17 protein-coding genes are annotated in these 16,418 nt (G+C 69.5%); 4 read left to right on the plus strand and 13 right to left on the minus strand.

The window, feature by feature from the left end; translation table 11 throughout:
* Positions 1-7: 7 nt before the first annotated feature.
* Positions 8-358 (plus strand): hypothetical protein, encoded by a 351-nt coding sequence (locus tag ACFWUU_RS08885; protein WP_137252893.1) that lies wholly within the window; start codon positions 8-10, stop codon positions 356-358.
* A gap of 6 nt (positions 359-364) precedes the next feature.
* Here the strand turns inward: ACFWUU_RS08885 and ACFWUU_RS08890 are convergent, their stop codons facing one another.
* Both ACFWUU_RS08890 and ACFWUU_RS08895 read right to left on the minus strand, forming a co-directional pair.
* A complete protein-coding gene (locus ACFWUU_RS08890; RefSeq protein ID WP_380173964.1) occupies positions 365-1,555 on the minus strand; it encodes a Maf family nucleotide pyrophosphatase in 1,191 nt (396 codons plus the stop codon).
* A complete protein-coding gene (locus tag ACFWUU_RS08895; protein ID WP_380173966.1) occupies positions 1,552-3,243 on the minus strand; it encodes a DUF885 domain-containing protein in 1,692 nt (563 codons plus the stop codon). The genes ACFWUU_RS08890 and ACFWUU_RS08895 overlap by 4 nt, the downstream gene beginning before the upstream one ends.
* A 67-nt stretch (positions 3,244-3,310) precedes the next feature.
* Between ACFWUU_RS08895 and ACFWUU_RS08900 the strand changes: the two genes are divergently transcribed.
* Positions 3,311-4,507, plus strand: coding sequence for a neutral zinc metallopeptidase (locus tag ACFWUU_RS08900; protein WP_380173968.1), 1,197 nt, complete (start codon positions 3,311-3,313; stop codon positions 4,505-4,507).
* Here ACFWUU_RS08900 and ACFWUU_RS08905 read toward each other — a convergent pair.
* The gene (locus ACFWUU_RS08905) at positions 4,487-4,822 is read right to left on the minus strand and encodes an MmcQ/YjbR family DNA-binding protein (RefSeq protein ID WP_380173970.1); all 336 of its coding nucleotides are present in this window, start codon (positions 4,820-4,822) and stop codon (positions 4,487-4,489) included. The two genes, ACFWUU_RS08900 and ACFWUU_RS08905, sit on opposite strands and share 21 nt — an antisense overlap.
* 2 nt (positions 4,823-4,824) lie before the next feature.
* Positions 4,825-6,225 carry a DHA2 family efflux MFS transporter permease subunit gene (locus ACFWUU_RS08910; RefSeq protein WP_380173972.1) on the minus strand — a complete coding sequence of 467 codons (1,401 nt, stop codon included), beginning with the start codon at positions 6,223-6,225 and terminating at the stop codon, positions 4,825-4,827.
* A gap of 94 nt (positions 6,226-6,319) precedes the next feature.
* Between ACFWUU_RS08910 and ACFWUU_RS08915 the strand changes: the two genes are divergently transcribed.
* Positions 6,320-6,859, plus strand: coding sequence for a TetR/AcrR family transcriptional regulator (locus tag ACFWUU_RS08915; RefSeq protein ID WP_137252888.1), 540 nt, complete (start codon positions 6,320-6,322; stop codon positions 6,857-6,859).
* Here the strand turns inward: ACFWUU_RS08915 and ACFWUU_RS08920 are convergent.
* The 6 genes from ACFWUU_RS08920 to ACFWUU_RS08945 are packed head-to-tail and all read right to left on the minus strand — an operon-like array spanning position 6,856 to position 12,218.
* Positions 6,856-7,404 carry a hypothetical protein gene (locus ACFWUU_RS08920; protein WP_380173974.1) on the minus strand — a complete coding sequence of 183 codons (549 nt, stop codon included), beginning with the start codon at positions 7,402-7,404 and terminating at the stop codon, positions 6,856-6,858. The genes ACFWUU_RS08915 and ACFWUU_RS08920 overlap by 4 nt on opposite strands.
* The gene (locus ACFWUU_RS08925; protein ID WP_380173976.1) at positions 7,401-8,702 is read right to left on the minus strand and encodes a DUF58 domain-containing protein; all 1,302 of its coding nucleotides are present in this window, start codon (positions 8,700-8,702) and stop codon (positions 7,401-7,403) included. Before ACFWUU_RS08925 ends, ACFWUU_RS08920 begins: the two co-directional genes overlap by 4 nt.
* Complete coding sequence (locus ACFWUU_RS08930; protein WP_380173978.1) at positions 8,699-9,682, minus strand: AAA family ATPase; 984 nt, start codon at positions 9,680-9,682, stop codon at positions 8,699-8,701. The genes ACFWUU_RS08925 and ACFWUU_RS08930 overlap by 4 nt, the downstream gene beginning before the upstream one ends.
* A gap of 9 nt (positions 9,683-9,691) precedes the next feature.
* On the minus strand, positions 9,692-10,279 hold the full coding sequence (locus tag ACFWUU_RS08935; RefSeq protein ID WP_380173980.1) for a hypothetical protein: 588 nt from the start codon (positions 10,277-10,279) through the stop codon (positions 9,692-9,694).
* Positions 10,276-10,989 (minus strand): DUF4129 domain-containing protein, encoded by a 714-nt coding sequence (locus ACFWUU_RS08940; RefSeq protein WP_380173982.1) that lies wholly within the window; start codon positions 10,987-10,989, stop codon positions 10,276-10,278. The genes ACFWUU_RS08935 and ACFWUU_RS08940 overlap by 4 nt, the downstream gene beginning before the upstream one ends.
* A 17-nt stretch (positions 10,990-11,006) precedes the next feature.
* Positions 11,007-12,218, minus strand: coding sequence for a GNAT family N-acetyltransferase (locus ACFWUU_RS08945; protein ID WP_380173984.1), 1,212 nt, complete (start codon positions 12,216-12,218; stop codon positions 11,007-11,009).
* Positions 12,219-12,282: 64 nt separating this feature from the next.
* Here ACFWUU_RS08945 and ACFWUU_RS08950 point away from each other — a divergent pair, with 64 nt between their 5' ends.
* The gene (locus tag ACFWUU_RS08950) at positions 12,283-13,356 is read left to right on the plus strand and encodes a CobW family GTP-binding protein (protein WP_380173986.1); all 1,074 of its coding nucleotides are present in this window, start codon (positions 12,283-12,285) and stop codon (positions 13,354-13,356) included.
* Here ACFWUU_RS08950 and ACFWUU_RS08955 read toward each other — a convergent pair.
* Genes ACFWUU_RS08955 through ACFWUU_RS08965 form a run of 3 tightly spaced genes read right to left on the minus strand, consistent with a single transcriptional unit; the run spans position 13,353 to position 16,412 of the window.
* Entirely contained in the window at positions 13,353-14,048 is a 696-nt protein-coding gene (locus ACFWUU_RS08955; RefSeq protein ID WP_380173988.1) for a maleylpyruvate isomerase N-terminal domain-containing protein, read from the minus strand. The genes ACFWUU_RS08950 and ACFWUU_RS08955 overlap by 4 nt on opposite strands.
* Before the next feature lie 31 nt (positions 14,049-14,079).
* Entirely contained in the window at positions 14,080-14,868 is a 789-nt protein-coding gene (locus ACFWUU_RS08960) for an HpcH/HpaI aldolase/citrate lyase family protein (RefSeq protein ID WP_380173990.1), read from the minus strand.
* Between the two features lie 14 nt (positions 14,869-14,882).
* Positions 14,883-16,412: an acyl-CoA carboxylase subunit beta gene (locus tag ACFWUU_RS08965; protein WP_137252879.1), complete on the minus strand. Its 1,530-nt coding sequence runs from the start codon at positions 16,410-16,412 to the stop codon at positions 14,883-14,885.
* Positions 16,413-16,418: the final 6 nt, after the last annotated feature.

Genomic DNA, 16,418 nt, shown 5'->3' on the forward strand with positions numbered 1-16,418 from the left:
TGGCGGTATGGCTAAGTACGCAGTCAATCCCGAAGCCGTCGACAACGCGCGGAAGCTGATCGACGCGCGGCAGTACGTGCTGGACAGCGACTGGGGCGAGGCGCAGCCGCGGGCCGACGACCAGAACGCCTACCTCGAGAAGCACAGCTGGGACGAGTACGGCGCTTGGCACCTCGGGCTCACCGACGGCGCCGGCGAGGAGACAAAGGCGCGCTACGCGTTCGTACTCGGCGACTTCCGCCGGATCCACCGCACCGCGCTGATCGCCTCGGTCTACCGAGCCTCCGAGTGGCGTCACAAAGAGGTCGAGCTGGCAGCTCACGACCTGCTGCAGTACCTCGACGCCAAGACCGCCTGACCGGATTCAGCTGCGGCGGAAGCGGACCAGCGGGTAGACCGGGGACTCGCCGGTGTTGCGGGTCGGGCCGTTGAAGGCTGTGACGCCGTCGAGGAACAGGCCGTGGCGGGCTGCGGTTGCGGCGAGGTGGGCGAGGGAGTCCTGGGAGCGGGTGTCGTTGGGGCCTCGGCCGTCGGCGTAGCGGCTGGCGTCGGTTTTCTCGGTGGTGGTGACGAAGACACCGTCGGTGCGGAGTACGCGGGCGACCTCGGCGATCACCGGCTCGCTGTCGTTGAGCAGGTGGAGGAGCCAGACCGCGACCACCGCGTCGCAGCGGCGGTCTGCGATCGGGAGCGTCGCCGCATCGGCCGCGAGTACGTGACCGGGAAGGCGGACGCGGGCGTGCTGGAGCATGGCGGGTGAGAGGTCGACGCCGTGCACTAGGTTGCCTAGGGCAACGAGTTCGGCGCCGACGATCCCGGTCCCGACGGCGAGCTCGAGGACTCGTCCGCCCTTCGGGAGCAGGAAATCCACCGCCTCGGCAGCGGCCACGGCGCGGGTGAGCCCGCCGCGCGTCTCGTCGTACGTCGAGGCGACGGTCTCGTCGTACTTGTACTCCGAGGTGGTCTTCCACAGCTCGGGCCAGGCGATGCCGACCTGGGCGAGCATGCGCCGGAGCAACGGCAACGAGAGGCCGACGACGTTGTGGTAATCGCCTTCGACACCCGTCACGAACGGGCCGCCGAGACCGTCGACGGTGAAGGAGCCGGCGACGACGAGCGGCTCGCCGGTGGCGACGTACGCGTCGATCTCGTCGTCGGTCAGGTCGGCGAAGTGGACCGTGGTCGACGCGAGCTCGCGCAGCTCTTGCTTGGCAGACGTGTCGATCAGGCAGTGCCCGGTGTGCAGTACGCCGCTCCGCCCGCGCATCATCCGCAGGCGCTCGCGCGCGATCTCCGGCGTACCGGGTTTGCCGTACGCGACACCGTCGAGCTCGAGGACCGAGTCGCAGCCGAGCACGGTCGCGTGCTCGGTCAACGAAGCGACGACGGCACGCGCCTTCAACGTGGCAAGCAAACGCGCAAGCTCGCCGGGGCTCTCAGCCGTGATGTGGTCCTCGTCCACGCCGGAGACGATCACCTCCGGCTCGACGCCGGCGCCACGGAGTGTCTTCAGCCGGGCCGGCGAGGCCGACGCCAGCACGAAACGCAGGCTCATAGCTTCGCCAGCGCCCGGCGCAGCGGGTCCAGGCCGATCGATCCGAGGTTCAGCGCGTCCGAGTGGAACGCCCGCAGATCGAACGCGGATCCCTTGCGCTGCTTGGCTTCCTCGCGCGCCTGCAGCCAGATCCGCTCGCCGACCTTGTACGACGGCGCCTGCCCCGGCCAGCCGAGGTACCGGTTGAGCTCGGCCTGCAGGAACTCGGTCTCCATCCGGCAGTGTGCCCGCAGGAACTCGAACCCGAGCTCGGCGTTCCACCGCTCCCCCGGCCGCCAGCCGAACGGGTTGTCCCGCGGGACCTCCAGCTCCAGATGCATGCCGATGTCAACGATCACCCGCGCCGCCCGGAAGCCCTGCGCGTCCAGCATCCCGAACCGCGCGCCCGGCTCCTCGAGGTACCCCAGCTCTTCCATCAGGCGCTCGGCGTACAGCGCCCAGCCTTCGCCGTGTCCGGAGACCCAGCAGGCGATCCGCTGCCAGCGGTTCAGCAGGTCGGTCCGCAGCATCGTCTGGGCGACCTGGAGGTGATGCCCGGGCACGCCCTCGTGGTAGACGGTCGTGACCTCGCGCCAGGTGGCGAACTGCTCGACACCCGTCGGCACGGCCCACCACATCCGGCCGGGCCGGGTGGTCAGGTCCTCACTCGGCTGCGTGTAGTAGATCGAGCCGTCCGAGGTCGGCGCGATCATGCACTCGAGCGTGCGGATCTCGTCGGCGATGTCGAAGTGCGTGCCGCCCAGCTCGGCGACGGCCGCGTCGGACAACTGCTGCATCCAGTCGCGGAAGGCGTCCTTGCCGCGGATCGTCCGCGCCGGGTCGTTGTCCAGCAGAGCGGCCGTTGCCTCGATGTTCCGTTCGCCGCCGTTCAGGCCGGCGGCGATGTCCTGCATGTCGTTCTCGATCCGGGCCAGCTCGGCCCAGCCCCACGCGTACGTCTCCTCGAGGTCGATCGCCGCGCCGAGGAAGCTGCGCGAGGCCAGCTCGTACACCTCCCGGCCGCACGCGTCCCGCTGCGGCGCCCGCGGCGCGAGGTCGGTCGCCAGCCACGCGCCGAACTGGTCGAACGCCTTACGGGCCGACGCTGCCGCGGCCTCGACCGTCGACTTGACCGCACTCTCGGGCGCCTGCGCGGCCAGCCCGGCGAAGAAGTCGTCGCCGTCGGCACCGGTCCAGCTGGCGATCCGCTCGGCCAGCCCGTTCACCTGCCGTACGGCGGAGATCCGGCCCAGCGCGGCCTGCTCGAGCAGCGTCTCGCGGTACCCGTCGAGCGTCGTACCGATCTGGTTGAGCCGGATCGCGACGGTCTCCCAGTCCTGCTCGGTGTCGGTCGGCATCAGGTCGAACACCTGCCGTAGCGCCGCCGGGACCGACGAGATCGCGTTCAGCTGGTGCTGCGGTACGCCGGCGTCGTAGCGCTCGAGCTCCAGCCCGAGCCGCTCCACCAGCGCGTCCTTGGCGACCTCCTCCCGCGGACTCGCGGGCTCGATCGCCTGCGCCGCAGCAACGGTCTGCCGGGTCAACTCGATCCGCGCCTCGAAGCCGGCCGGCGTGAAGTCCGGCAGCTCATGGTCGTGGCCGGCGATCCCCAGCTCGGTGGCGGTGATCGGGTCGAGCACGATCTCCTGCTCGAGGTGCCGTTCAGCCAGCTGGTCGATCGGACTGTTCGGTGTACGGGCATCAGTCACGCAGCCGACCCTACCGTCCACGATACTGTGGCGGTCGCTTTTTCGGACGCACAGAAGAGGAACGGCGTTGAGCCAGCCACCCTACGGGCCGCCCGGCCAGAATCCGCCGTATCCACCCAACCCGCAGTACCAGCAGCAGTACCCGCAGCAGCAGCCGCCGCAGTACCAGCCGATGTACGGACAGCCACCGCGTCAGTACGGCGGGCCGCCGCCGCAGGGTCCCGGCTTCGGCTGGGGTCCGAGCTTCGGAGCGCCTGGTCCCGGTCCCGGGTGGCAGCCGCAGCGGCCGCGGAAGAAGTCGAAGGCGCCGCTGATCGCGATCCTGTCGATCGTCGGCGTCGCGATCGTCGGTGGCTGGATCATCGGCGTGATCAAGAAGAACGCCGACGACGTCACCACGCCGCCGGTGAGCCCGAGCCGCTACACCCCGGAGCCGACCGGCACGCCCACCGAAGAGCCGACCGAGCAGCCCACGGAGCAGCCGACCGAGCAGCCGACCAGCACGGAGACGACGACCACGACCGCGCCGAAGGTGTCGGACTCGACGGTCGTGGCCAAGAACGCGCTCTACAAGGTCGGCCAGATGAAGACGGTCAACTGCAAGGAGCCGCGGGTCCGGCCGACCAACGCGCGCAACGCGGCGGCGTACTGGACCGCGATCAAGCCCTGCCTGGACAAGGCGTGGGCGCCGCTGGTGGCGAGGGCCGGCTACAAGTTCAAGCCGCCGACGATGACGTTCTGGGCCGGCACCAACGCGACCGGCCCGTGCGGCACCGGTCCGGTCAGCGTGCCGTACTACTGCTCGGCCAACAACAACCTGTACATGAAGGTCGACGTGTTCGTGCAGGCCTACACGGAGTACCCCGACGCGGAGTCGAAGGCGTACGCGCGGATGTGGTACACCCGCTCGGTCGCGCACGAGTACGGGCACGGCGTACAGAACATGACCGGCATCCTGCAGGCATCGGACAACATCCGGTACGAGCTGACCAACTACGACGACCGGACCCGGCAGACCCGCCGGATGGAACTGCAGGCGAACTGCTTCGCCGGCGTCTTCCTCGCGGTCAACAAACGCACCTACCCGATCAGCGGCGAGATGCTCTACGTCTGGAACAAGTGGGTCGTGACCGCCGGCGACAAGCCGGAAGAGGGCGACCACGGCAGCGTCGCGAGCCAGCAGCGGTTCATGGGTACGTCGTTCAAGACCGGCAACCCGGCCAGCTGCAACACGTTCGCGGTCTCACCCAGATACGTCAGCTGAACCCGGCGGCGCGACCTGCTGCCACGAGTCGAAGAGGATGTCGTGCAGTTCGTCGGCGTCCTCGAGCGCGGCGAGGCGGGCCCGAACCCAGTTCGAGCCCGCCTCGTGCTTCGGCACCCAGAACTTCTCGGGTTCCGCCGCGATCAGTTCCTCGCGTTCCAGCCGGGGACACCGGACCGCGAACGACGTCTGGTCGTCCGGCACTGTGACGAACATCCGCCCGGCCACGTCGAATGTCGGGTGTCCCCAGCGCTTCTTCTCCACCGTCTCCGGGAAGGACAGCGCGATCCGGCGTACGTCGTCTGCGTCCAGCACGGTCACACTTTAGAGCGACCCGGCAGCAGGAAGGCGACCAGCGCACCGACCGCGACGACCGCGGCACCTGTCCAGACCGCGGGCACCAGCCCGGCGGCGTAGCTGGTCGGCGATTCGTACGAGCCGGACGAGGCGAACACCGACGCGAGTACGGCGACGCCCATCGCGACCCCGACCTCGCGGATGGTGTTGTTCGTACCGGACGCAACGCCCCGGTCAGCGTCGGACGCGCTGTTCATCACCACGCTCGCGGTCGGCGCGAAGGTCAGCCCCATCCCGATCCCGGCGAGGATGAACGGTACGACGAGATCGCCGTACTGCGTTGTCGCCGTCGTGATCAGCGCGATCCAGCCGAGCGCGGCGGCCAGGAACAGCTGACCGGTGACGATGAGCGTCCGCGGGCCGACCCGATCCACGATCAGACCGGCGATCGGCGCGACCACGAGCGGAGCCGCGGTCCACGGCAGCGTACGGACACCGGACTGGAACGGCGTGAAGCCCTGCACGACCTGGAAGAACTGCGCCAGCAGGAACACCGACCCGAACACGCCCACCGCGAAGGTGAACGCGACGACATTCACCACGCTGAACGAGCGGACCGAGAACAACCGCAGCGGCAGCATCGGCGCCGACGTACGGCTCTCCCAACCGACGAAGGCAGCGAGCAGTAGGACGCCCGCGATCAGCGAGCCGAGTACGCCGCCGGACGTCCAACCGTCGTCAGCTCCGTGCACGACACCCCACACGATCGACAGCACGCCGGCCGTCGCCAGAACCAGTCCGAGCAAGTCGAGCCGCTTCGCCGCACCCCTGGACTCGGTCAGCACCCGAGCAGCGAGCAGTACTGCAAACACACCCACCGGGACGTTCAGCCAGAAGATCCACTGCCAGTTCAGGCCGTCGACAACCGCTCCGCCGACCACAGGACCGACGGCGACGCCGAGGCCCGAGATGCCGCCCCAGGCGCCGATCGCCGCGCTCCGCTGCTTCTCCGGTACTGCGCCTGCCAGCAATGTCAGCGACAGCGGCATCACGGCCGCAGCGCCGATGCCCTGGATCGCGCGGAAGGCGGTCAGCATCCACGGCTCCGTCGCCAGCGCGCAGGCGGCCGACGCCAGCGTGAACAGCGCGATCCCGGCGAGGAACATCCGCCGCCGGCCGAGCCGGTCGCCGATCGCGGCCGCGGTCAGCAGCAGCGCGGCGAAGGCCAGCGTGTAAGCGTTCACGAACCACTGCAGGTCGGACAGCGACGCGTTCAGCTCGGTCTTGATGACCGGCAGCGCGTTCGTCACGACCAGGTTGTCCAGCGTGACCATGAAGGTGGGAATCCCCACCGCGGCCAGCACCACCCCGAGCCCACGGCTCCGGGTCCCCACCACTTCCCTCTCGACGAGAGCGGTCATCGCAAGCTCCAAGTTGTAATTGACTGATAACTTCACTGATGACGAGAGTATGCATCGACTGATAACATGTCAAGCGTGTTCGAGAGGAGCTGGGATGACGAGGGTTAGGTTGACCGCCAAGGAGCGCGGCGCAGAGGTCCTGGAGGCCGCCGTCCGCGCGTTTGCCGCGTCCGGGTACGAAGGCACCAAGACCGACGAGATCGCGCGGATGGCCGGGGTCTCACAGCCCTACGTGATCCGGTTGTTCGGCACCAAGCAACAACTGTTCCTGGCCGCGGTGCAGAGCGTGTGCACACGGATCGAGGAGATCTTCCGCGAGGCCGCCGAGGAGTCTCCCGAGCTGGGCGCGCTGGGCCGCAACTACAAGGCGCTGCTGGGCGAGCCCGAGTTGCTCCTGGTCCTGCTGCACGGCTTCTCCGCCAGCGGTGACCCGGCCATCGGCGACTGCGTCCGGGAACGCTTCGGCAGTATCTACACGCTGATCCGCGACCTGACCGGCGCGACTCCGCAAGAAGCCCGCGAGTTCCTCTCCGCCGGCATGCTGCTGACCGTCATGTCCGCGATGCAGGTGATCGGCCCGAACGCGATCCCGATGCCCTGGGCCGAGGAGATCGAAGGCACCCTCGGCAACTAGCTCCGATCCAGCTTCTGCCCGGCGGCGAACCAGATGGTCGCCGTCCCCAGCCCCATCGCAACCACCGTCACCACCAGCGATCCCGGAACATCCGCTCCCTGGACCAAGGCAGCCGCCAAAGCCACCACCGGCACCAACAACGAGGCGATTGCCGTAGGCAACCACCAACGCCGCAGCGCTGCCGGATGCACGCGCGCGTACGACGGCAGCTGAGCCGCGAACGCGGTGGCCAGATGCACCACCACCAGCGCCACCGCCGTCACCACCAGGCTCCAGCTGATCTCGGCCGGCGCCCGCACCAACCACCCCAGCGCGACCACCACCAGGAACACGAACCCCGCCAGCGAATCCGGCAACACAACAGTTGCCAACAGCATCGGTACGCCGACGAGCGGGATCAGATCCAGCTGGTCCCACGACTGAACAGCCGGTACGACGAGCGCGACAGCGCCCGCAACCGCAATCACCAACCGGGCATAGATCACCGCCCGCCCGGACGCCCGCAGTTGCGCCAGCCAGAGCGTGATCTTCTCGGCCGTACTCATGAGCGGATCCTCGGTGCCGCAGACAGCCGCGCGGCGTCCCGCAGTACCTCATCCAGCGTCCCGGAGCCACGCCACGGAACCGTCGGTACGCCGAGGTCGCTGAGCCGGTCGAGATCGCGACGACGTTCGAGCAACCGCAGGCGCCAGGCGAGCGGCCAGGAGCGGACGTCATGCGCCTCCGGCTCCAGGATCGAGGTGATGTCCGGCGGCAACGTGTCGATCGCGATCACCGTGCAGCCGGAGTGGACCAGCGTGACGATGTAGCCGAGCATCACCGGCCGCAGAAGCGGACTCAGTACGAGCACCAAGCTGTCCGACCGGACCCGATTGCGCCGCGCCAGCTGCTCCTCGTCTTGCTGCCGACCGCGCCGATCCGCATGCACGAGCGTGTCGAGGATCCGCCGCAGATGCGCGCGCCCGCTCCCCGACCGCACACCGCGGAACAGGCTGCCGGTGTCGATCAACCGCACCCGGTCGCCGTTGCGCAAGTAGTGCTCCGCAACCGCAGCGGCTGCCCGTACGGCGGTGTCGAGGCTCGACGACCGCCCGTCGATCCCTTCACTGACCCCGATCTCGCCACCGGTGTCGACCATGATCACGACCTCGGTGTCGCGGTCCGACCAGGTCGACGTGACATGCAATTCCCGCGTCCGGGCCGACACCGCCCAGTTGATCCGCCGCAACCGGTCGCCCGTCCGGAACGGCCGTACGCCGGCCAGCTCCGTCCCCTCACCCGGCCGCCGCGACCGGTGCAACCCGACCAGCCCAGCCGGCCGCGGTACGGCGTCAACCGCCTCGAAGCCTTCCCGCAACGGCAGCGTCGTCACCGCCTGCGACTCCACCGACGTCACCTGGACCCGGTACGCCCCGACAGCCGAGGTCGCCGTGACCGTTGGCCGCTCCAACGACCGCAGTCCCCACCGCTTCGACCGGACGCCGACCTCCAGCTGCACTTCACCGTTCGACACCGGCTCTGCGATCGCCGCCTGCGGCGGGTCGTACTGGAACCAGGCCGTCCGCGGCAGCGCCGCCACGATCAGGTCGATATCCGGGTCGACCCCGTCCGGCACCCGCAGCCGGTACGTCGTCGCCTGCCCCTCGAACAGCACGTCCGCGTCCAGCTCGGTGTGTACCTCCGGCTGCTCACGAGGCCGGAAGAACCGCCCCCAGCCGGCCAGGAACGCCAACGGCAACCCGAACACGGCAGCGTCCGGCCGCCGGAACAGTACGGCGACCGCCAGCAGCACCGCGGCCACGCAGATCGCCCGGATCTGCGCGTGCGTAGGACGCCACCTCATGCGCTGGTAGCGCCGACCACCGTGGGCGGCGCCGCGACCGAACCGAGCACCGTCCGCACAACTGTCGCCCCCGTTACCTCATGCAGCCACAGCTCCGGCCGCACAGTGATCCGGTGCGCCAGCGCAGCCACGGCCACCGCCTTCACATCCTCCGGTACGACGTAGTCGCGGCCCTTGATCACCGCGTACGCCCGCGCCGTCAGCAGCAGCGCCAACGAACCACGCGGCGACGCACCTACCAGTACCTGTGAGTCCCGACGGGTCGCCGCGGCCAGGTCGACGCAGTACTGGCCGACGGTGTCGTCGACCGTCACCCGCTCGACGGCCTGCTGTGCAGCGAGCAGGCCAGCCGCGTCGGTCACCGCGTCGACGGTCTGGTCTTCACGACGACGGCTCATCCGACGCCGCAGTACCTCCCACTCCTCCGCGGGGCTCGGGTAGCCGAAGCCGATGCGCAGCATGAATCGGTCGAGCTGTGCCTCCGGCAGCGGATAGGTGCCCTCGTACTCCACTGGGTTCGCCGTGGCGAGCACGTGGAACGGAGTCGGCAGCGGGAAGGTCTGTCCCTCGACGGTGACCTGGTGCTCCTGCATCGACTCCAGCAGGGCGGCCTGCGTCTTCGGTGGCGTCCGGTTGATCTCGTCGGCGAGCAGCAGGCCGGTGAAGATCGGGCCGGGCCGGAAGACGAACTCGGACTCCTTCTGGTCGTACACGAACCCGCCGGTGACGTCCGACGGCAGCAGGTCCGGCGTGAACTGCACCCGCCGGAACTCCAGCCCGAGCGCCTGCGCGAACGACCGCGCGGCCAGCGTCTTCGCGAGACCCGGGTAGTCCTCGAGCAGCACGTGCCCGCCGGCCAGGACGCCCGCCAGCACCAGCTCGAGGGCCTCGGCCTTCCCGACCACGGCCTGGCTGACCCGCTCCAGCACCTGCCGGCACAGGTCGGAGACCTCGTCCAGCGTCAGCTCGCCATCAGTCACAGGTATTCCTCACAGGTTCTCGATGGTGTGGATCGCGTACTCGATCTCGTCGAGGGACGCGGTGCGCTTGTCATCACTGGTGATCAGCAGCCAGAGGCGATCGCCGGTGATCTCGCGAGCCCGGTCCGGCTCGCGCTCGGGGTCGACGCCGTGCCGGTGCACCAGACAGTCGGTGGCCAGCTCCAGCAGCATCGGCCGAACCCGACGTACGAAGGTCTGGGAGCCCTCGCCGGCACGTCGCTCACGGCTCGACTCCTGCAGCCAGGTGGCGATGAACTGCGTGCGGTTGTCGCTGGTCCGCGTACGCAGCGCGGCGAGCTTGTCGTCGTGCTGGCCGGGCCAGCTCGTCTCCACCACCTGCGGCAGGACCAACCGGATCGCCAGCGACCCGACCCCGATCGCAAGCGCGGCGCCCACGAACCAGAGCGGCCGCGGCGCCATGCCCGCCGCACCGAACACGGCAACCAGCAGCAGACTCGCCAGCACCGCGATGCCGACGTGCTGCAGCAGCAGCTTGTTCAGCCGCAGCGACCGAGTCTTCTTGACCTCCTGCGGCGGCCCCTTCTCCTCCAAGGCCGACCAGCGGTACGACGTCATCCGACCTCCTGGGGATGAGCCGCGGCAAGGTCATCGCGCAACCGCAGCAAGGCCGCCCGGGCCTCGGTCCGCGCGTCCTCGCTCGAGCCGTGGGTGGAGTACCGCGCCTCGCGGTACAGCTCACCGAGCCGGACCAGCTGCCCCTCGGAGATCCCGCCGATCCCGAGCACCCGCACGGTGAACTCGGCCGGCGTCTCCGCCGGATCCCGCGGTACTCCGGCCGAGGCGGCCGCCTCCTCCAACGCCACCCAGCAGGCGATCACCGCATCCGTCGCCCTGCCGGAGTCGATGCGAGCCAGGCCCTCGTCGACGGCCTCGGCCAGCCGCTCGGTCTTCACCCGCTCCCAGTCCGTGTCGTCGGGCTCCGCCTGCGGCAGCCGCACCTTGCTGATGATCCGGTAGATGAGCAGGCCGATGAACACCAGCAGTGCGGCGATCGCCAGGTAGATCACCGCCTGCCACAACGCCTTCAACCAGGCCGGCATCTCCACCGGTTTGATGTCGCGCGGCGATGCTGTCGCCGACGGCGGAGGCGCAGCGGTGTCGGACGGCGTGAACGTCGGCAGCGGCCGCGGGCTGGCCTTCAGCGTGCTCTCGCTCACCGGCCGGACCGGCCCGCTCGCCGACGCGAGCACGACGAAGCCTGCCGCCACGACCCCCACGAGCACCACGACGGCCACCGCGAGTGCACCCCGCCGCTGCGTCTGCATCTGGGCAGGCTACCCCGTCAAAAGCCCGTATCGAGGAAGGGGAGTCGAGATGTGGAAAACGCTTCCGCAGTCGTGGACAGCGCGCCGGCCGTGTGCTCCTCGACCAGACCGGCGCGGCCGAGCCTGGCCAGTGACGGGCGGCCGAGGTAGACGGCGCCGAGATCACGCACGTGCAGCGTCAGGTCCGCGTCCCGGGTCGTGGACTCGCAGCTGGCGCCGTCCGGCCCGCCGTCGAGGTGCCAGCGGCCCGCGTTCCACGGCAGGAAGTCGTCGATGACCTCGATGACGACGTCGACGTCACGCGCGTACGTCCGCCCCGCGAGCGCCGTACCGACATCGACCGGGCGGACCCACAGGCCGTCCCGCGTGATCGGCGACGGTGCCCGCGGGTCGAGCAGGAGGTCCAGCAGCGGGTCGTCGGACGCGAGCATCTCGCTGCGCGTCTCGCTGAGCAGATCCGGCTCGAGCAGGTACCGCCACAGCGCGGCGTGGGACGCGATGTCGACCGCGTGCACCCGGTGCACGTCGACGTACCCCTTCTCTGCCCTTTTGGTCCGGTAGTGGGCGAACCCGGTCAGCTCGCCGTCCCGCTCCGCCAGCACGCACCGGACCTTCGACGCGTTGGCAGGGTTGCCGGTCAGGTTGTCGCTGATCGTGTACTCCTGCCAGCGCTCGTCGTGCTGGAACATCCCCGGCCGCTCCAGCGCCAGCTTGTTCCGCAGCTCTCCACAGCGAGCGAGGCTCTCACGTACGTCGACGTACCGGATCAGCACGTCGTCGATGCCGTCCACCGGGCGCAGCGTGCGCGACACCTTCGGTACGGCGATCTCCTGGTGATCGGCCGCGAGTCCGTACCCGAACCGCGGGTAGATGACCGGCTCGCTCGCCGTCAGCGCGGCCAGCGGCTCGGTGCCGGCCTCGTGGATGTCGGTCAGCTGCGCCCGCATCAGGTCACGCAGGATGCCCCGCCGCCGATGCGTGGCCCGGACGCCGACCATCGTCACGCCCGCGACCGGCAGCTGCCCGCCCGGCACCGCCATCCGATGCGAGAACGTCCCGGTGTGCCCGACGAGCTGCCCGTCGTCGATCGCGACCGTCGACCGCTCGCGCTCCCAGATCTTCCGCTCGGACTCGTACTGCGCGTCGGTCCACGGCGACGAGAACGCCATGTCCAGGAGCTCCAGGAGCTCGTCCCATTCACCGGTGAACCGCCCGATCTCGATCGCCATACCCCTTGACTATCAGACGATCGGGCCTCTGGACTGATGAAAACCGTTTTCATATACTGGGGAGATGACCGCCCGAGCGAAGACTCCGTTGTCCTTGTTGGTCGGGCTCTCCACAACCCTGCGGGAGCCTGTTCTCGATGCGATGACCGACGCCACCACAGTGGTCGTGGTCGTGGACCAGGACGAACTGCCCGGTCGCGGCGTGCTGTCCTGGCAGGTGCGCGACGGGTCCGGTCCGATCGATGCCGGTGAGTTCACGGTCGGGGACGACTGCGGCGCCTGCCAGCTGATCGAGTCGCTGGTGCCGTTGCTGGAGGCACTGGTAGCGCGGGCGAACTGGGACCACATCGTGCTCGCGGCGCCGCCCGCGATGGAGGCGCGTCCACTCGTCGCCACGCTGGTCTCCGTCCTGCCGGAGATTGTCGTGGACACGGTCACCTGCGTCGTCGACGCCGTACTGCTCGTAGAGCAACTGTCCGGTGACGAGCTGCTCGCCGAGCGCGGTCTCGCCCTCGGTCTGCCCGATCGACGCAATGTCGCGGAGCTGACGGCCCGACAGATCGAGTACGCCGATGTGTGCCTGCTCGCCAATGCCCATCGCAGCGCAGCAGCTGAGCGGCTGGTGCATCTGCTCGAGCATCTGAACCCGCGGACTTCCGTGGTGACCGCGGATGCAGCCGGCGTACCGACCGGAGCGGTCGCGCGGACCGGGCGGTTCGACTTTGCGGCCGCCGAGGCGTGGGCCGGTGAGCTCGCGTCGTCGGATCGGGTCCAGCCGAGCGGCGACGGGGTGACGACGGTGTTGTGGACGTCAACGCGTCCGCTGCACCCAGCCCGGCTGAACGACGCGCTTGAGGACATCGTCGACGGCGTCGTCCGGAGCCGCGGAGTGGTCTGGCTGGCAAACCGGCCGACGCAGCGCGTCCGCTGGGAGTCCGCCGGGTACAGCGCGTCGCTCGGGATGCTGGGCGAGTGGTCGGAGACCGAGCACCTCGCCGAGTGCACGGTGGTCGCGACCGGAATGGGCCTCGATCCGGCGCGGTTGCAGGCGATCCTCGACGCGTGTCTGCTCACCGAGTCGGAGCTGGCGAGCCTCGACTGGCAGGAGCTGGAGGATCCGTTCGCCGGGGTGTTCTAGCCCAGCAGCGGCAGGCGGCTCGCGTGCGGGCCGAGCATCTCCAGGTCGTTCTCGTCGAGCGGCACCCGACCGGTTGCCTTCAGCACGTACGTCGTGGTGTCCCAGCCGATCACGTCCCACGCGTCCGGCCCGAACAGCCCGTCCAGCGTGCGTGCGGTCACCTGCAGTCCTTCCGGATCCGGCTCCGGCGCGTCCGGCAACCCGACGGTCAGGTCGAGGTGGTGAACCGTTGCCTCCAGCACCAATGTCGCGACGAAGTCGACCGCGCGCAGGACATGGCCCTGGGTCTCGATCCGGTGGCCTTTCGTGGCGAGCCCCAGCGCGGACGCCCGGACGGCGGCCTCGGACACCTCACGCCAGTGCTGCACGAGTTGGCCGGGCTTGCGGTACGACGCCGCGATCCCCCGGACGAAGCTGGTATCGCCATCGGGTTGCGGCGGGAAGTCCTTCCAGTACGTGACGAAGTCCCGGTCGGGCTCGACCACGGCCGGGCTGGCGAAGGCGATCAGCGCCCGCTCCGCGTCGTACAGGAGGTGCACGAGCAACGGGCCGACGGGCATCCCCGGGCAGCGGGTCTCGCGCTCGAAGTCCGCGTCGCTCAGCCCTTGCACTGTCTCGGTCAGCCGCCCGTACGTCCGCCCCAGCGTGGCGGCAAGTCCCAACGGCAGTGCCCCTCGCTCGGGTGCCTTCATCCGCGGCCCTCCTCGGTGTGCTCCTTCGAACTTAACCCGGATAGGTACCGCGGGCGGTATCGAGGTGTGCGGCGGCCGCAGCCTCGAGATGACTCAGGTCGGAGGAGACGGTTGCGAACGTGTACCCCTGGGCCAGCCGCGCCCGCGCGCTCCCCCCGTCGAAGGTGTGGATCCCGGCCGCGATCCCCGCGTCGGCGGCGGTCCGGGCGATCAGCTCGAGCGCCTCCTCGAACGGTCCGTCGATCTCCGGATCACCCGGGAACCGTGCCCCGAGCGACAACCCGAGGTCCGACGGGCCGACGTACACCCCGTCGAGACCCGGCGTCGCGCAGATCTCGGCGACATTCTTCAGCCCGAGCGGCGTCTCGATCATCGCCAGTACGACGGTGGTCGCGTTGGCCTCGGCCGGCACCTGGTCGATCCGCAACGAGGCCCGCAACGGCCCGAAGGACCGTACGCCGATCGGCGGGTACTTCGCCGCGCGGACCGCCCGCGCCACATCGTCCGCGGTGTCGATCAACGGCACGATCACCCCGGCCGCACCGGTGTCCAGCGCGCGCCCGATCGGCGTCGGATCGTTCGCCTCGACGCGGACCAGACCGACCGCCGTACCGGACCCGATCGCTGAGCCGGCGTCGATCGCCATCAGTCCGTGCAGCAGACCGGTGGTGCTGATCAGACCGTGCTGTCCGTCCAGTACGACGTAGTCGTAGCCCAGCCGGGCGATCCGCTCGGTCGCCGGCGGCGCGTCCAGCGTCACCCAGTAACCGACCAGCTTCTCCCGCGAACGAATCCTGTTGGCGAACTCCCGTGCAGTCACACGGCCGAGCCTAGCTACACCGGCGGTACGCCGTGACGGCGGTGGGAGAACGTCCGGTCTTTGGACTGGGCCGCGGCGAGGCGGGCGATCAGGTCGTTGCGGAGGTCCTCCGGTTCGACGATCGCGTCGATGACCAGGTCGGCGGCCAGGCGCAGGATGTCGATATCGGTCTCGTACTCCTCGCGGAGCTTCGCGACATACTCGACCCGCTCGCCCTCGTCGGCGATCTCCTGGATCTTGTTGTAGTACACGGCATTGATCGCCGCCTCCGGACCCATCACGGCGATCTTCGCGGTCGGCAGCGCGACACACGCGTCGGGCGAGAAGCCCGGGCCGCACATCGCGTACAGCCCCGCGCCGTACGCCTTGCGGACGATCACCGACACCGTCGGCACGGTCGCCTCGGACACCGCGGTGATCATCTTCGCGCCGTGCCGGATGATCCCGGCCCGCTCGACCTCGCTGCCGATCATGAACCCGGGCACGTCGCAGAGGTAGATGAGCGGCACGTTGAACGCGTCGCACAGCCAGATGAACCGCGCCGCCTTGTCCGCCGAGTCGACGAACAGGACGCCGCCCTTGACCGCCGGCTGGTTCGCGACGATCCCGACCACCTGCCCGGCCAGCAGCCCGAACCCGACCACGAGCTCCGGCGCGTACGCCGGTTTGATCTCGAAGAACGTGTCCGCGTCGACGACCGCGTCGATCACGTCGTGGATGTCGAACCCGACGCTCTCCTCGGCCGGCACCAGGTCCCGGGTGAAGTCGCGGCCGGCGTCCGAGGCGTCGTACGACGGGGGTCGCGAGCGCCACGAACCGGGGAGGTAGGAGAAGTACTGCTTGGCGAGCTCGATCGCCTCGGTGTCGTCGGAGGCGAGCAGGTCGCCGCAGCCGGAGACGCTGGTGTGCATCCGGGCGCCGCCCATCTCCTCCAGCGTGACCTTCTCGCCGACGACCATCTCGGCCATCCGGGGCGAGCCCAGGTACATCGAGGCGTTGCCGTCGACCATGATCACGATGTCGCAGAACGCCGGGATGTACGCGCCGCCGGCCGCGGACGGGCCGAACAGGCAACAGATCTGCGGGACCTTGCCGGACAGCGCGACCTGGTTGTGGAAGATCCGGCCCGCGCCGCGACGGCCCGGGAACAGCTGGACCTGGTCGGTGATGCGGGCGCCGGCGGAGTCGATCAGCCAGAAGATCGGCAGCTCGTCGCGGAGCGCCACCTCGGTGATCCGGACGATCTTCTCTACCGTCCGCGCACCCCACGAGCCGGCCTTGACGGTCGGGTCGTTGGCGACGATCAGCGCCGGGCGGCCGTCGACCAGCGCCCGACCGGTGACCACACCGTCGGCGGGCAGGCCGGCGTTGAGGGCATTGGCCAACTGCGCTTCCTCGACGAAGCTGCCCTCGTCGACGAGCAGCGCGATCCGGTCGCGGACATACAGCTTGTTCTGACTGTCGAGCTTGGCTTTGGCCTTCTCCGGCGGCGCCAGCGTCGCTTCGCGGGCGACCTTGACCTCAGTCCAGTGATCGTGGGTCATGCAGGC

Source organism: Kribbella sp. NPDC058693, assembly GCF_042715335.1.
In the GTDB taxonomy this organism is placed as follows: Bacteria; Actinomycetota; Actinomycetes; order Propionibacteriales; family Kribbellaceae; genus Kribbella; species Kribbella jiaozuonensis.

What these genes read in the sequence shown, in the direction of transcription:
- ACFWUU_RS08885 (WP_137252893.1), top strand. Translation starts at nt 8, where the DNA reads ATGGCTAAGTACGCAGTCAATCCCGAAGCCGTCGACAACGCGCGGAAG.
- ACFWUU_RS08940 (WP_380173982.1), bottom strand. Translation starts at nt 10,989, where the DNA reads ATGCAGACGCAGCGGCGGGGTGCACTCGCGGTGGCCGTCGTGGTGCTC.
- ACFWUU_RS08925 (WP_380173976.1), bottom strand. Translation starts at nt 8,702, where the DNA reads ATGAGGTGGCGTCCTACGCACGCGCAGATCCGGGCGATCTGCGTGGCC.
- ACFWUU_RS08890 (WP_380173964.1), bottom strand. Translation starts at nt 1,555, where the DNA reads ATGAGCCTGCGTTTCGTGCTGGCGTCGGCCTCGCCGGCCCGGCTGAAG.
- ACFWUU_RS08920 (WP_380173974.1), bottom strand. Translation starts at nt 7,404, where the DNA reads ATGAGTACGGCCGAGAAGATCACGCTCTGGCTGGCGCAACTGCGGGCG.
- ACFWUU_RS08965 (WP_137252879.1), bottom strand. Translation starts at nt 16,412, where the DNA reads ATGACCCACGATCACTGGACTGAGGTCAAGGTCGCCCGCGAAGCGACG.
- ACFWUU_RS08915 (WP_137252888.1), top strand. Translation starts at nt 6,320, where the DNA reads ATGACGAGGGTTAGGTTGACCGCCAAGGAGCGCGGCGCAGAGGTCCTG.
- ACFWUU_RS08955 (WP_380173988.1), bottom strand. Translation starts at nt 14,048, where the DNA reads ATGAAGGCACCCGAGCGAGGGGCACTGCCGTTGGGACTTGCCGCCACG.
- ACFWUU_RS08910 (WP_380173972.1), bottom strand. Translation starts at nt 6,225, where the DNA reads ATGACCGCTCTCGTCGAGAGGGAAGTGGTGGGGACCCGGAGCCGTGGG.
- ACFWUU_RS08950 (WP_380173986.1), top strand. Translation starts at nt 12,283, where the DNA reads ATGACCGCCCGAGCGAAGACTCCGTTGTCCTTGTTGGTCGGGCTCTCC.
- ACFWUU_RS08935 (WP_380173980.1), bottom strand. Translation starts at nt 10,279, where the DNA reads ATGACGTCGTACCGCTGGTCGGCCTTGGAGGAGAAGGGGCCGCCGCAG.
- ACFWUU_RS08945 (WP_380173984.1), bottom strand. Translation starts at nt 12,218, where the DNA reads ATGGCGATCGAGATCGGGCGGTTCACCGGTGAATGGGACGAGCTCCTG.